Annotated in this window: 12 protein-coding genes; 5 read left to right on the forward strand and 7 right to left on the reverse strand. The window is 72.4% G+C overall.

What is annotated here, in order from left to right; translation table 11 throughout:
• Positions 1-227: 227 nt before the first annotated feature.
• From ACZ7J0_RS21130 to ACZ7J0_RS21140, 3 genes are all read left to right on the forward strand, one after another.
• On the forward strand, positions 228-2,450 hold the full coding sequence (locus ACZ7J0_RS21130) for an acetate--CoA ligase family protein (protein WP_470889497.1): 2,223 nt from the start codon (positions 228-230) through the stop codon (positions 2,448-2,450).
• A gap of 97 nt (positions 2,451-2,547) precedes the next feature.
• The gene (locus ACZ7J0_RS21135) at positions 2,548-3,378 is read left to right on the forward strand and encodes an enoyl-CoA hydratase/isomerase family protein (protein ID WP_470889499.1); all 831 of its coding nucleotides are present in this window, start codon (positions 2,548-2,550) and stop codon (positions 3,376-3,378) included.
• A 78-nt stretch (positions 3,379-3,456) separates the two neighbouring features.
• Complete coding sequence (locus tag ACZ7J0_RS21140) at positions 3,457-4,041, forward strand: flavin reductase family protein (protein WP_470889751.1); 585 nt, start codon at positions 3,457-3,459, stop codon at positions 4,039-4,041.
• A 103-nt stretch (positions 4,042-4,144) separates the two neighbouring features.
• On the opposite strand, the gene ACZ7J0_RS21145 is transcribed toward ACZ7J0_RS21140, so the two are convergent.
• Positions 4,145-5,446, reverse strand: coding sequence for an MFS transporter (locus tag ACZ7J0_RS21145; RefSeq protein WP_470889501.1), 1,302 nt, complete (start codon positions 5,444-5,446; stop codon positions 4,145-4,147).
• A 72-nt stretch (positions 5,447-5,518) separates the two neighbouring features.
• Between ACZ7J0_RS21145 and ACZ7J0_RS21150 the strand changes: the two genes are divergently transcribed.
• Positions 5,519-6,553: a GlxA family transcriptional regulator gene (locus ACZ7J0_RS21150; RefSeq protein WP_470889503.1), complete on the forward strand. Its 1,035-nt coding sequence runs from the start codon at positions 5,519-5,521 to the stop codon at positions 6,551-6,553.
• Here ACZ7J0_RS21150 and ACZ7J0_RS21155 read toward each other — a convergent pair.
• The 4 genes from ACZ7J0_RS21155 to ACZ7J0_RS21170 all read right to left on the reverse strand — a co-directional run bounded on the left by ACZ7J0_RS21155 (position 6,434) and on the right by ACZ7J0_RS21170 (position 10,977).
• Positions 6,434-7,708 (reverse strand): MFS transporter, encoded by a 1,275-nt coding sequence (locus ACZ7J0_RS21155; protein ID WP_470889505.1) that lies wholly within the window; start codon positions 7,706-7,708, stop codon positions 6,434-6,436. The genes ACZ7J0_RS21150 and ACZ7J0_RS21155 overlap by 120 nt on opposite strands.
• An 83-nt stretch (positions 7,709-7,791) precedes the next feature.
• The gene (locus tag ACZ7J0_RS21160; RefSeq protein WP_470889507.1) at positions 7,792-8,841 is read right to left on the reverse strand and encodes a Zn-dependent alcohol dehydrogenase; all 1,050 of its coding nucleotides are present in this window, start codon (positions 8,839-8,841) and stop codon (positions 7,792-7,794) included.
• Entirely contained in the window at positions 8,838-9,974 is a 1,137-nt protein-coding gene (locus ACZ7J0_RS21165; RefSeq protein ID WP_470889509.1) for an acyl-CoA dehydrogenase family protein, read from the reverse strand. The genes ACZ7J0_RS21160 and ACZ7J0_RS21165 overlap by 4 nt, the downstream gene beginning before the upstream one ends.
• A gap of 88 nt (positions 9,975-10,062) precedes the next feature.
• Positions 10,063-10,977 carry an SDR family oxidoreductase gene (locus ACZ7J0_RS21170; RefSeq protein ID WP_470889511.1) on the reverse strand — a complete coding sequence of 305 codons (915 nt, stop codon included), beginning with the start codon at positions 10,975-10,977 and terminating at the stop codon, positions 10,063-10,065.
• Positions 10,978-11,061: 84 nt separating this feature from the next.
• Between ACZ7J0_RS21170 and ACZ7J0_RS21175 the strand changes: the two genes are divergently transcribed.
• Positions 11,062-11,988 carry a cyclase family protein gene (locus ACZ7J0_RS21175; protein ID WP_470889512.1) on the forward strand — a complete coding sequence of 309 codons (927 nt, stop codon included), beginning with the start codon at positions 11,062-11,064 and terminating at the stop codon, positions 11,986-11,988.
• A 220-nt stretch (positions 11,989-12,208) separates the two neighbouring features.
• On the opposite strand, the gene ACZ7J0_RS21180 is transcribed toward ACZ7J0_RS21175, so the two are convergent.
• Both ACZ7J0_RS21180 and ACZ7J0_RS21185 read right to left on the reverse strand, forming a co-directional pair.
• Positions 12,209-12,706 carry an ATP-binding protein gene (locus ACZ7J0_RS21180; protein ID WP_470889514.1) on the reverse strand — a complete coding sequence of 166 codons (498 nt, stop codon included), beginning with the start codon at positions 12,704-12,706 and terminating at the stop codon, positions 12,209-12,211.
• A 385-nt stretch (positions 12,707-13,091) separates the two neighbouring features.
• The gene (locus ACZ7J0_RS21185; protein ID WP_470889516.1) at positions 13,092-13,967 is read right to left on the reverse strand and encodes an acyl-CoA dehydrogenase family protein; all 876 of its coding nucleotides are present in this window, start codon (positions 13,965-13,967) and stop codon (positions 13,092-13,094) included.
• Position 13,968 lies beyond the last annotated feature (1 nt).

Raw genomic sequence — 13,968 nt, forward strand, 5'->3', positions numbered from 1 at the left:
GCACCCCCGGCCGAACGGTCGGCGCGCCCGCGACCGAGCGGGCGGTCGGGCCCCTGCCGGACGGTCGGCGCGCCCACGACCGAGGGGGCGGTCGGGGCGCCCCGACCCACTGGAGGACGCCCGCCGGCAGAGAAGTGCCCCCGCACCTGTTCCTGACATGCCGTCAGGTCTGTAATCTGACTATGCGTCAGTTCAGTTGACCGAACGAGCAGGAGCGGGGCGGAACGATGCTTGGATCAACCCACGGCACCTTCACCACCGATCTCCGCGCGCGCGTCGTGGCCTGCGGGGAGCAGACCGGCACCGCTGTCCACGGCACCGCCGCGACCGAGGGCGACCTGGATGTCAGCGGGCGCCCGCTCTACGCCTCCGTTCCCGATCTCGACCGGTTCTTCCGGCCCGAGTCCGTCGCCGTCGTCGGGGCCTCCGACACCGAGGGGCGGCCCAACACCGGCATCACCCGGCAGCTCATCGCCTGGGCCGACCGCGTCGGCGCGCGGGTGCATCCGGTGCACCCGACCCGGACGTCCGTCTTCGGCATCGACTGCGTGCCCTCCGTCGCCGAGCTGCCCGAGCCCGTCGATCTGGCCGTGCTCCTCGTCGCCGATCCCCTCCCCCTCATCGGCGAACTGGCCGAGGCCAAGGTCAAGTTCGCCGTCGCCTTCGCCTCGGGCTTCGCCGAGACCGGCGACGCCGGAGCCCTCGCGCAGGCCCACCTGGCCACCGCGGTCCAGCGCTCGGGCCTGCGCCTGCTCGGCCCGAACACCAACCTCAACGCCTTCGAGCGGTTCCGCGACGACCTGGAGGGCCCGGCGATCGCCCTGATCACCCAGTCCGGCCACCAGGGGCGCCCGGTCTTCACCATGCAGGAGCTGGGCGTACGGCTCTCCCACTGGGCGCCGACCGGCAACGAAGCCGATCTGGAGACCGCCGACTTCATCTCGTACTTCGCCGAGCGCCCCGAGGTCGGGGCCATCGCCTGCTACGTCGAGGGACTCAAGGACGGCCGGTCCTTCCTGCTCGCCGCCGACCGCGCCGCGCGCCGGGGGGTGCCGGTCGTCGCCGTGAAGGTCGGCCGCACCGAGACCGGCGCCCGCATGGCCGCCTCACACACCGGCAAGCTCACCGGCGCGGACCAGGTCGTCGACGCCGCGATGCGGCAGTTCGGCGTGATCCGCGTGGACGGCCTCGACGAACTCCAGGACACCGCCGCCCTGCTGGCCCGGGCCCGCAGGCCCGCCGCCGAGGGCGTCGTGGTGTATTCGATCTCGGGCGGCACGGGCGCGCACTTCTCGGACCTGGCGACGGCCGCCGGACTGCGCCTGCCGACCCTGAGCACGGCCAAGCAGACAGAACTCCACCAGTGGATACCCGAGTACCTGAACGTGGCCAACCCGGTGGACAACGGCGGCCACCCCGTCGGCGACTGGCGCGGCCGGAAGATCATCGACGCGATCCTCGCCGATCCGGAGGTCGGCGTACTGATCTGCCCGATCACCGGCCCCTTCCCGCCGATGAGCGACAAGCTGGCACAGGACCTGGTGGACGCGGCGGAGACCACGGACAAGCTGGTGTGCGTGGTGTGGGGCTCGCCCGTGGGCACCGAGGAGGCTTACCGGACGACACTGCTGGGCTCGTCCCGGGTCGCCACCTTCCGCACCTTCGGCAACTGCGTCACCGCCGTCAAGGCCTACCTCGACCACAGCCGGTTCACCACCGCCTACCGCTCGCCCTTCGACGAGGCGCCGCGCACCCTCTCGCCGTCCTTCCGCAAGGCGCAGGCGCTGATGCGCCCGGGCCACCGTCTGAGCGAACACGCGGCGAAGCAGCTCCTGCGGGCGTACGGCATTCGCGTACCGCGCGAGCAGCTGGTGACCAGCGCGGCCGCGGCGGTCCGGGCGGCCGGCCTCGTCGGCTACCCGGTGGTGATGAAGGCGTCGGGCGCGCGGCTGGCCCACAAGACCGAGCTGGGCCTCGTCAAGATCGGCCTGACGTCGGCGAGCCAGGTCCGCGACGCCTACCGCGAACTGGCCGACATCGCCCGCTACGAGAACATCGATCTCGACGGCATCCTGGTCTGCCAGATGGTGGAGCGGGGCGTCGAGATGGTCGTCGGCGTCACCCAGGACGCGCTCTTCGGACCGACGGTGACGGTGGGCCTCGGCGGAGTCCTGGTGGAGGTCCTGAACGACGCCGCGGTACGGGTGCCTCCCTTCGGCGAGGGTCAGGCGCGCGCGATGCTCGGCGAACTGCGCGGGCGGGCCCTGCTGGACGGCGTCCGGGGAGCGCCCCCCGCGGACGTGGACGCGCTGGTGGAAGTGGTGCTGCGGGTGCAGCGGATGGCGCTGGAACTGGGCGACGAGCTGTCGGAGCTGGACATCAACCCGCTGATGGTGCTGCCGCGCGGCCAGGGCGCGGTGGCCCTGGACGCCCTGGCGGTCTGCCGCTGACGCCGCTGCCTCAGCCACCCCCGCCGGCCCTGCCGACCGCGCTGATCCCGGCGATCCCGCTGCCCGTACGCACCACAGGAAGTGGAGCTGCTCCCCCATGACGTCCTCCCCCGAAGAGTCCCTGGAATTCGCTGAGTCATTGGTACTGCACACCACTGACAACGGCGTCTCGTGGATCACGCTCAACCGCCCCGAGGCCATGAACGCCGTCACCTGGGACCAGCGGGAAAGGATCATCTCGCTGCTCGCGGAGGCCTCCGCGGACCCGGACGTACGCGCCGTCGTCCTGACCGCCACCGGCAAGGGCTTCTGCGCCGGCGCCGATCTGCGGGGCGGCGGCGCGCCGTCCGCCGGGGGCGAGCGGGTCGCGGGCGATGTGGCGCGGACGATCCGGCTCGGCGCGCAGCGGCTCGTCGCCGCGGTCCTCGACTGTGAGAAGCCGGTGATCGCGGCGGTGAACGGGACCGCGGCCGGTATCGGCGCGCATCTGGCCTTCGCCTGCGATCTCGTCCTCGCCGCGGAGGGCGCGCGGTTCATCGAGGTGTTCGCGCGGCGCGGTCTTGTGCCGGACGGGGGCGGGGCGTATCTGCTGCCGCGGCTCGTCGGCCCCCAGCGCGCCAAGGAGCTGATGTTCTTCGGCGACGCGCTGCCGGCGGCGGAGGCGCAGCGGATGGGGCTGGTCAACCGGGTGGTCCCGGCGCCGGAGCTGGAGAAGACCGCGCGGGAGTGGGCCGAGCGGCTGGCGCAGGGACCGACACGGGCGCTCGCGCTGACCAAGCAGCTGGTGAACGCGTCGCTGGACACGGACCGGGCCACCGCTTTCGCGGCGGAGGCCGCCGCGCAGGAGATCAATATGACGACGCGGGACGCGAACGAGGGCGTGGCGAGCTTCGTGGAGCGCCGCGCGCCGAGGTACCAGGGGCGATGACCCGGACCGGGTGGGCCGCACACCTTCCCATCTGACGAACCGTCAGCTTCAATGGGTGATGTGATGGGACACGCCGGGATGGCGGCCACCGCCGTCCGATACCTCAGCTCCGTCGGGGCACGTACCGCCGTCGAGCCGCTCCCCCGCCCGGATCTCCGGGCGGTCCGTGACGACGAGCGGCTGCCCGTCGATCCGGCCGAATTCCGTCGGGTACTCGGACACTTCGCGAGCGGCGTCACCGTGATCACCGCCCTCGACGAGAACGGCGACCCGGCCGGCTTCGCCTGCCAGTCCTTCGCCTCGCTCTCCCTGGACCCACCCCTGGTCGCCTTCATGGTGGCCCGCACCTCGACGACCTGGCCGAGGATCGCCCGCGCCGGGGCGTTCTGCGTGAACATCCTCGGGGCGGACCAGGGCGAGCTGTGCCGGGGCTTCGCGGTGAGCGGCGCGGACAAGTTCGCGGGGGTCCCCTACGGGCCGGCGCCCGTGACCGGCTCCCCCCGCCTGGACTCCGTCCCGGCCTGGATCGACTGCGCGATCCGCACGGTCCACACGGGCGGGGACCACCTGATCGTGGTGGGCAGGGTGGAGGCCCTGGGCGCCGGGGATGAAGGCGCGCCCCTGCTCTTCCACCGGGGTCGCTTCGGCCGCTTCACCGCGTAGGCCGGCGCCGGAGAATCGGCGCACGGCCCGGCGCTGGGGAATCGGCGCACGGCCCGGCGACGGAGGCTCGGCGCACGGGCCCTGCGACGGAGACTCGGGGAGGTCAGACGGCCATCGCCACGGGCGCCGGGCGCCTGCGGATCACCAGGGCCATCAGGGCCGCCGCCGCGCACAGGGCCCCCGAGGCGTACCAGACCACGTCGTACGAGCCGAAGAGGTCCCGCGCCAGGCCGCCCGCGAAGGCCACCACCGCCGCGCCCACCTGGTGGGAGGCGAGGACCCAGCCGAAGACGATCGCCGAGTCGTCACCGTAGTGCTCGCGGCACAGGGCGATCGTCGGCGGGACCGTGGCCACCCAGTCCAGGCCGTAGAAGACGATGAAGAAGACCATCGGCGGGTGCACGGACGGGGCGAGGAGCATCGGCAGGAAGAGCAGCGAGATGCCGCGCAGCGCGTAGTAGACGGCGAGGAGGCGGCGCGCCTCGAAGCGGTCGGTGAACCAGCCCGACGCGATCGTGCCGACGACGTCGAAGACGCCGATCACCGCGAGCAGCGACGCCGCCGCCGTGATGGGCATGCCGTGGTCGTGCGCCGCGGGGACGAAGTGGGTCTGCACCAGGCCGTTCGTCGAGGCGCCGCAGATCGCGAAGGTGCCGGCCAGCAGCCAGAAGGGGCCGGTGCGGGCCGCGGAGAACAGCACCGTCAGCGTGCGTCGCGCCGCTCCCGTGACCGGCGCGGGCTTCTCGACGAACTCCGTTGCCCCGTAAGCCGCCTGTCCCACGTCCGCCGGGTGGTCCCGCAGCAGCAGCCAGACGAACGGGACGACCGCGAGCGCCGACAGCGCGACGGTGATCGACGCGGGGCGCCAGCCGTGGTGCTCCACCAGCCAGGACAGCAGCGGCAGGAAGATCAGCTGCCCGGACGCGGACGCGGCCGTCAGGATGCCGGTGACGAGCCCCCGGCGCTCGGTGAACCAGCGGTTGGTGACGGTGGCCGCGAAGGCCAGCGCCATCGAGCCGCTGCCGAGACCGACCAGCAGGCCCCAATAGAGGATGAGCTGCCAGCTGGAGGACATGAACACGGTCAGTCCGGAGCCGACCGCGATGACCGTGAGCGCGACCGCGACGACCTTGCGGATGCCGAAGCGGTCCATGAGCGCCGCGGCGAACGGCGCCGTCAGGCCGTACAGCGCGAGGTTCACGGAGACCGCGAGGCCGATCGTGCCGCGCGACCAGCCGAACTCGCCGTGCAGCGGGTCGATCAGCAGGCCCGGCAGCGAGCGGAAGGCCGCGGCGCCGATGATCGTGACGAAGGCGACGGCCGCCACGAACCACGCGCGGTGGATGCGGCGCGGCGTCTGCAGGGGCCGCTGGGACGACTCGGGGCGAGAGGTTGTCTGGGTCACGTCACACAGAATCGTCGAAGATCAGCACGCCGGACCACTGGCCCGAATGACAGCTTTCGATACGATCGGGCCATGGCCGGTTTCCGGAAGCACCGCATCGTCGTCCTCGCGCTCCCCGGGCTGCTCCCCTTCGAGCTCGGGATCCCGCACCGCATCTTCGGCCGCGCCAAGGACGCCGACGGCCGGACCCTGTACGAGATCATCACGTGCGCGACCGCCGTCGGCCCGGTCCGTACCGACGCCGACTTCGCCATCCAGGTCGAGCACGGGCCCGAGGCGCTCGCCTCGGCCGACACCGTCATCGTCCCGGCCTCCTACGAACTGGGACCGGTCTACGACGAGGGCCGTCTCACCCCCGAACTGGCCGCCGCCCTCGCCCACATCCGGCCCGGCACCCGGCTCGTCTCCATCTGCACCGGCGGATACGTCCTCGCCGCCGCCGGGTTCCTCGACGGCCGGCCCGCCACCACGCACTGGTCGGCGGCCGAGCACTTCCAGCGGCTGTTCCCCAGGATCCAGGTCGACGCGGGCGTCCTCTTCGTCGACGACGGCGACGTCCTCACCTCGGCGGGCGTCGCCGCGGGCATCGACCTCTGCCTCCACCTCGTGCGCCGCGACCACGGCTCGGCCGTCGCCAACGAGGTCGCCCGCCGGACCGTCGTCCCCCCGCACCGGGACGGCGGACAGGCCCAGTACATCGAGCGCCCCTTCCCCGAGCCCGGCAACGCCACCACGACCACGGCCCGGGCCTGGGCCCTCGCGCATCTTCACGAGCCGATCCAGCTGCGCGACCTGGCCGACCAGGAGGCGATGAGCGTCCGCACCTTCACCCGCCGGTTCCGCGAGGAGGTGGGAATCAGCCCGGGACAGTGGCTCACCCAGCAGCGCGTCGAACGGGCCCGCCATCTGCTGGAGTCCACCGACCTCGGCATCGACCAGGTGGCCCAGGACGCCGGCTTCGGCACAGCCCAGTCGATGCGGCAGCACCTACAGGCCGCGCTCGGCGTCCCGCCGACCGTCTACCGCCGCACCTTCCGCGCCGGCACCGGCACCCACGCCGCCCCCAGCGGTCACGGCAGCCCCGATGCTCAGGGCGCGGCGCGCTGAGCGCATCCGGCGCTCGCCCACCGCCCCCGTCACGGTCAGCAGCAGCGTGAGTCCCACGCCCGCCAGGATCGCCGTCGACGGCGCCACCCAGCGCAGCAGCGCCCCCGCGAGGCTCCCGCTCGCCGCGTAACCGGCGCCGACCGCCGCGTACATCACCGAATACCCGGCGGCCAGGGCACTGGGCGGCAGCACCTCGCGCAGCGTCAGGTTCCGGGCGAGCATCGCGGGAGACTGGAGCAGCCCGGCCGCCAGCAGCCCGGCGGCGATCAGCCCGGTCCACGGCAGTACGGCGACCAGCGCGATGCCCGCCGCGACCCCGAGCAGCAGCACCAGGCTCTGGGTGGGGAGCCGGCCCGGCCAGCTCCGCAGGCCGTACACGAACGCTCCCACCGCCGAGCCGATCGAGAACCCGGCGAGCAGCGGCCCCGCCCACCCGATCCCGATGGACCGCTGCTCCAGGAGTGCGGGGAGGATCAGTTCGGCGAGCGCGAGCAGCGTGAGGCTCGCCGCGCCCGTGACGTACACCGGCCAGGCGCGGGCCAGGATCCGCGCCGTCGACGTGCCGCTCCCGTCCGGCTCCTCGGTCTTCCAGCCGGCGGGCAGCGCCCACAGTCCGGCGACGGACACCGCCATCAGCGCGCCCGCGAGCACCAGCGGTACGGAAGCGTCGACGCCGAGCGCCAAGCCGGTGGCGAGCGCGGGCGCGGCGGCCCAGATACCGAAGGTGAGGACGGACTCCAGGCTCATCGCCTGGGTGACGGCCTTCTCCGGGACCATGCCGGTGAGGAGCGCCCGCAGGCCCCCGGGCGCCGCGGACGGCGCGCACCCCGCCACGAAGGCGAGCACGCCCAGCACCACCGGGTGGGCGCCCTGCGCCAGTCCGAGCCCGGCGAAGGCCAGCGCTCCGCCGGTGAGCCCGGCCGCGAGCTGCGGGCGGGCCCGCTCCGCCCGCATCCGCGTACCGAGGACCGGAGCGCCGAGGATCTCGCCGACGACATAGACGGCGGCGAGGACGGCGCCGAGGGTGTATCCACCGGGCCGTTCGCGCACCAGGAAGACAAGGGCCAGGGGCGCCATAGCGACGGGCATCCGCGCCCCGACGCCGACGGCGGCCCAGACGAGAACGGGCCGGGTGACGACTTCTCGGTAGGACATGGCCATGAACGTAACGGGACGACGGTGCCGGCGCCCAACCCCTTTTTCCCGGCCGGGAGCGCCCTGGAGTGCTCCGGAGCGCCTCAGAAGGTCAGCACCCCGCGGGCCACCCGCCCGTGGTGCGCGTCGTCCGCCGCCTTCGCGAAGTCCTCGACCGGATAGGTCTCGGTGACCAGTTCGTCGAGGAGCAGCCGGCCGTCCCGGTACAGCTGCGCGTACAGCCTGATGTCGTGCTGGGGACGGGAACTGCCGTACCGGCAGCCCAGGATGGACTTGTCCAGGAACATCGCGGCGGGCAGGAAGACCGCCTCCGCCGTCGGCGCGGCCATGCCCAGCAGGATCGCCTGGCCCCGCCGGTCGAGCAGGTCGATCGCCTGCCGGATCAGGCCGGTGTGGCCCACGCACTCGAAGACGTGGTCGGCGCCGGTCGGCAGGACCCCGCGCACGTCGTCCGCGGACGCCAGGAAGTGCGTGGCGCCGAACTGCCTGGCCACCGCCTCCTTCCCCGGGTTCGTGTCGACGGCGACGATCACGGAGGCGCCGGCGATCCGGGCGCCCTGCAGGACGTTGAGCCCGATGCCGCCCGTGCCGATGACGACGACGGTGTCGCCGCGGTCGACCCTGGCCCGGTTGAGTACGGCCCCGACGCCCGTGAGCACCCCGCAGCCGATCAGCGCGGCGGAGGTGAGCGGGATGTCGTCGGGGATCTTCACCGCCTGGACGGCCTTCACGACGGTCCGCTCCGCGAAGGCCGAGTTGGACGCGAACTGGAACAGCGGGCTTCCGGCCCTGGAGAACGGCTGCCCCGGCATCCCGATCGCCTTGCGGCACATCGTGGGCCGCCCCCGGTCGCAGTCCGCGCAGGCGCCGCAGTTGGCGAGCGTGGACAGCGCCACGTGGTCACCCGCCACGACATGGGTGACACCCGCGCCGACGGCCTCGACGACACCCGCGCCCTCGTGCCCCAGCACGACCGGCGGCGGGAAGGGGATCGTGCCGTCGATCACCGACAGATCGCTGTGGCACAGCCCCGCCGCGGCGATCGCGACGAGGACTTCGCCGGGCCCCGGGTCGCGGACCTCCAGATCGTCGACGACCTGGGCCTGCTTCCCGTCGAACACCACGCCTCTCATCCTCGCTCCTTCGGTTCCCTCGGCAGACCGAGCACCCGCTCGGCGATGATGGTGCGCTGGATCTCGTCCGAGCCGCCGTAGATGGTGTCGGCGCGGGTGAAGAGGAACAGCCTTTGCGACGCGTCGAGTTCGTACGCCCTCGACCACGGGCCGGGGCCGGTGGCGGCGGTGGCGCCCCGCACCTGGACGGCGAGCTCGCCGAGCCGCTGGTGCCAGCGGCCCCACAGCAGCTTGGCCACACTGGGCGCGCCGGGGTCGTCCGTGCTCCCCAGCGTCCGCAGCGCGTTCCACCGCATGGTGCGCAGCTCCGCCCACTGCCGTACGAGACGGTCCTTGAGTACGGGGTCGTGGACGGCGCCGGACTCCACGGCGGCGCGCGCCACTTCCGCGAGCTCCGCCTGGAAACCGATCTGCTGGGCGAGGGTCGACACCCCGCGCTCCAGGGCGAGCAACCCCATCGCTACGTGCCAGCCGTTGCCCTCGCCCCCGACGACGTCATGGGCGGCCGCCCCGTCGAAGAACACCTCGTTGAACTCGCTCGTTCCGGACATCTGGCGGATGGGCCGCACGTCGACGTGGCCGGGCTGGTCCATGGGGACGAGGAGGAACGACAGGCCGTCGTGCCTGCGGGACCCCTCCGTGGTCCTCGCGAGGACGAAGCACCAGTCGGCGTCCTGGGCGAGGGAGGTCCAGATCTTCTGACCGGTGACGCGGTACGTGGTCCCCTCGCGGACGGCCTTGGTCCGCAGGGAGGCCAGGTCGGACCCGGCGCCGGGCTCGCTGTACCCCTGGCACCAGAGCTCCTCGCCCCGTGCGATGCCGGGCAGGAAGCGGTCCTGCTGCTCCTTCGTGCCGTACGCCAGCAGCGTCGGCGCGAGCAGGTTCTCGCCGATGTGGCCGACGCGGGCGGGAGCGTCGGCGCGGGCGTACTCCTCGGCCCACACGACCTGCTGGGTCAGCGTGGCCCGCCGGCTTCCGTACGCCCCCGACGCCCATCCGATCCCGACCCACCCATGCGCCCCGAGCTCCCGCTCCCACTCCCGCGGCTCCCACCCTCCGGCCGGGCGCGCCCGCAGCCAGTCGCGGGCTTCCCCCCGAAAGACCTCGTCCTCGACCCCGAACTCAAAGTCCACGAATGCCTCCTGTGGTGGGGGCGGGGTTCTTTCCCCCACCCCGGCCCTTCCCGAAACCCTGCGGGGCCGGGTGGTGCCGCCGCGCCCCCTACCCGTTCGGCCTTTCGCCCGACGCCGCCGCCCTCGCCATTTCCTCCAGGCGCGTCAGCAGCGGCATCGGGTCCGTGCCCACCGTTCCCGGGAGGAAGTCCGCGATGCGCTCCGGGGTCCAAGCGCCGGACTCCGCGTAGCCGGCCCGGAGTTCTCTCGGCTGGGCCCAGACCGCGATCTTGGGGCCCGCGATCGTGTAGACCTGGCCGGTGATCCGTTCCTCGCGGGCACGATCGGAGAGGAGGTAGACCACCAGCGCCGCCACGTCCTCCGGCTCGCCGATCTCCTTCAGTTCCATCGGGACGTTCGCGGACATCCGGGTCCGGGCGACCGGCGCGACCGCGTTCGCGGTGACGCCGTACTTGTGGAGGCCGAGCGCCGCGCTGCGGACCAGCGAGATGATCCCGCCCTTGGCCGCCGAGTAGTTGGCCTGCGCCACGGACCCCTGGTGGTTGCCGCTGGTGAAGCCGATCAGCGTCCCCGTGCCCTGCTTCCGCATCACCGCCGACGCCGCCCGGAAGACCGTGAACGTCCCCTTCAGATGCGTCGCGACGACCGGGTCCCACTCCTCCTCGGACATGTTGAAGAGCATGCGTTCGCGCAGGATGCCCGCCACGCACACGACCCCGTCGATCCGCCCGTACTCCGCGAGCGCGACGTCCACGATCCGCTGGCCGCCCGCCATCGTGGAGATGTCGTCGGCGACGGCCACGGCCGATCCACCGGCCGCCTCGATCTCCTTGACGACGGACACCGCGACGTCCGACGTCGGCTCACCTCCCTCGATCGAGACGCCGTAGTCGTTGACGACGACCCTGGCTCCCTCGGCCGCGCAGGCGAGGGCGACCGCCCGGCCGATGCCGCGCCCCGCTCCCGTCACGGCGACGACCTTGCCTGCCAAGAAGTTCCCCACGTCCGGCCCCTTCCCGCGGTTTCTGACGACCCGTTAGATTCTATGCCCCGTCAGATACTGGAAGACAAGCCCCTCGGAGGACCGATGTCACTTCCCGCCGAGTTCCACGACATCGCCAAACGGCTGAACAACTGGGGCCGTTGGGGCGCCGACGACGAGATCGGCACGCTCAACCTGATCACCGACGAGGTCGTCCGCGCGGCCGCCGCCACCGTCCGCAGCGGTCTGCGCGTGCCGCTCGCGCTCGACCTCAAGCAGGACGGCGTCCAGACGGGAATGATCCCCGGCCGGGTGAATCCGCTCCATGTGATGGTCCAGGTCAATCAGGAGATCTTCGGCCCGGGCACGGTCGCCACCAGCGACGACGCCGTGACCTTGGGTCTCCAGGCCGGCACCCACTGGGACGCGCTGACCCATGTCTCCCACTCGGGGAAGATCTACAACGGACGCCCCGCCACCTCCATCACCCCCCACGGCCGCAGCGAGTTCAGCGGCATCGAGAAGGCGCGCCACATCGTGAGCCGGGGTGTCCTGCTCGACGTCGCGCGCGCGAAGGGGGTCGACCGGCTGCCGGGGGATCACGCCGTGACCCCCGAAGACCTGGACGAGGCGGCCGACTTCGGCGGGGTGACGGTCCGGTCCGGGGACATCGTCCTCGTACGCACGGGCCAGATCCAGCAGTATCTGTCGGGGGACAAGCACGCGTACGCCTATCCGTCGCCCGGGCTCTCCGTGCGCACCCCGGAGTGGTTCCATGCCCGCGATGTCGCCGCCGTCGCGAACGACACCCTCACGTTCGAGATCTTCCCGCCGGAGATCGAGAACCTCTGGCTGCCGGTCCACGCCCTCGATCTCGTCGAGATGGGGATGCTCCAGGGCCAGAACTGGAATCTGGAGGGCCTGTCCACAGCCTGTGCACAGGAGAAGCGGTACACCTTCCTGCTCTCCGCCATGCCCGAGCCGTTCGTGGGCGGTACGGGAACCCCGGTCGCGCCGGTCGCGGTGCTGTAGGCGCGGGCGGAGCGTCGGCGGGTGGCGGCGCGCTCATGCGCACCCCGAGCACGGCACGGCGGCCGCCACCCGGCTCCGGCGTACTAGCCCTTGATCCGACGCCGGGCCACGACCCGCACTCGTCGAGGGCAGAACCCTCGGCGTCCCCTCGCAACGAATCGCTCACTCAAGGGTGATCAGAGAGCAACGGCCCGTCAACAGTACGGCGGAGATTTAACCGTTAAGCGCTATGTGTGACGGCGTGCGCCGGTTCGTCCACGGGGTAGTGGCGCAGTCCGCACGCTCCGGGCTCACGCACCACGGCTGTCACGGGCGGCGCACACCGGTCCACTTCGCACCAGATGCTCTTTCCGGCGCCTTCGGCCTGCCATCCCCACCGGTCGGCGAGGCCGTCGACCAGCTCCAGACCCCGGCCGTTGGTGTCGTCACCGTCGGCGTGGCGCGGCATCGGCGGGCGGGCGCTGGCGTCGGCGACTTCCACCCGCACGGTCCCGGCCTCGGCCGCCCCCGCACCGAAGAGCATCCTCAGGACGGCCGGACAGCCCGTGTGCACGACCGCGTTGGTGACGAGCTCGGAGATGATCAGGACCAGCGTCTCGGCCAGCGGCTCGTCATCCCCTATTCCCGAACCGGCGAGCCGTGAACGGGCCCATCTCCGCGCCCGCCCGACCTCCGCGGGATCGGGCCCGACCTCCAACTGAACCTGAAGCACCTGCACCGCTCACACCATCCGAACCGGCGGACACATCGCCTCGCGCCTCACAGCCATCACGGAATGTGATTCCCTTGTGAGACAGCATGGTTGACGTACAGTCACCGCAACAAGCGCTTCGGGCATATTCCAGCGCGAAGGAGTACGTGTAGTCCATACTGTGCGACGCGCGCTGCGGGTAGTCGAACAGGTGGGCGCACAGCGCCCACCGCGCCTGTGGGGGCTGCGAACGGCGGACATTCCCGGGTCCGGGGCCGCCGCAGGGGCAACACCGGGACGACCCAGCCTCAGAACCACTCGCATCCCACGGAGCGTACCGGAGGCGGGCCCCGACTCCGGCCCGTGACGACCCCTCGAAGGACACAACCCGATATCGACGCTCTGTTACTCCCTACAACGCTTCGGCCAAGGCTGCGGCCATGATCTCCTCGGCTGCCGTCGCGGGGAGCCACCGCTCGGCCCTCACCCAGGCGCGCTTGAGGTGGAGATGGACGTCTGCCTCCCAGGTGAAGCCCATGCCTCCGTACACCTGGAGGCAGTCGCGGGCGCCGCGCACGGCCGCCTCGTCGGCCAGCAGCTTGGCTCCGGCGATGTCCGCGGTGTCGCCGGTGACGGCCGCCGCGTAGACCGCGGCGCGGGCCACCTCCACCCGTACCAGCATCTGCGCGCACAGGTGTTTGACCGCCTGGAAGGCGCCGATGGGCTGCCCGAACTGCTCCCGTTCACGGGCGTACGCCACGGCCATCCCGGTGGTGCGGCCGGCGCTGCCCAGTTGCTCGGCGGCGGTCAGGAGACCAGTCATCGGGTCCGCCGGGGTCCCTCCTGGGGCGGGCAGCCGGTGCAGGGGCGTGAGTGGGTCCACCGAGCGGATGGGTACGGCGTCGCGCACGCCACCCACGATCGCGTCCGCCTCGTCGAGCCATTCCACGAGGCACTGGTCGGCGGCGGTCACCACCGTCTCGCCCTCCGCGGCTCCCGGCACGGTCCCCGCCGCCAGGTGCGTGGCGATCAGCGGACCCGGCAGCAGCGCCCGTCCGGCCTCCTCGAAGACCAGGACCGCCTCGACCGGTCCGAGCCCGACGCCGCCCTCCTCCTCCGGCAGCCGCAGCGCGAAGAACCCGGCCTCACCGAGCTCCCGCCACAAAACCCGGTCCAGGGTTCCCGAGTCGACCGCCGCCCGGAGCGCCTCGCGGTCGAAGCGCCGGTCGAGCAGTTCCCGTACCCCCGCGCGCAGGGCCCGCTGGTCGTCCGTCGGCTGGAAGCGCACC

Source organism: Streptomyces sp. NPDC038280, from assembly GCF_055600045.1.

Excerpts from the sequence above, each read along its gene's own strand:
- ACZ7J0_RS21155 (WP_470889505.1), bottom strand. The coding sequence starts at position 7,708 with ATGTCCTACCGAGAAGTCGTCACCCGGCCCGTTCTCGTCTGGGCCGCC.
- ACZ7J0_RS21160 (WP_470889507.1), bottom strand. The coding sequence starts at position 8,841 with ATGAGAGGCGTGGTGTTCGACGGGAAGCAGGCCCAGGTCGTCGACGAT.
- ACZ7J0_RS21150 (WP_470889503.1), top strand. The coding sequence starts at position 5,519 with ATGGCCGGTTTCCGGAAGCACCGCATCGTCGTCCTCGCGCTCCCCGGG.
- ACZ7J0_RS21130 (WP_470889497.1), top strand. The coding sequence starts at position 228 with ATGCTTGGATCAACCCACGGCACCTTCACCACCGATCTCCGCGCGCGC.
- ACZ7J0_RS21175 (WP_470889512.1), top strand. The coding sequence starts at position 11,062 with ATGTCACTTCCCGCCGAGTTCCACGACATCGCCAAACGGCTGAACAAC.
- ACZ7J0_RS21135 (WP_470889499.1), top strand. The coding sequence starts at position 2,548 with ATGACGTCCTCCCCCGAAGAGTCCCTGGAATTCGCTGAGTCATTGGTA.
- ACZ7J0_RS21140 (WP_470889751.1), top strand. The coding sequence starts at position 3,457 with ATGGCGGCCACCGCCGTCCGATACCTCAGCTCCGTCGGGGCACGTACC.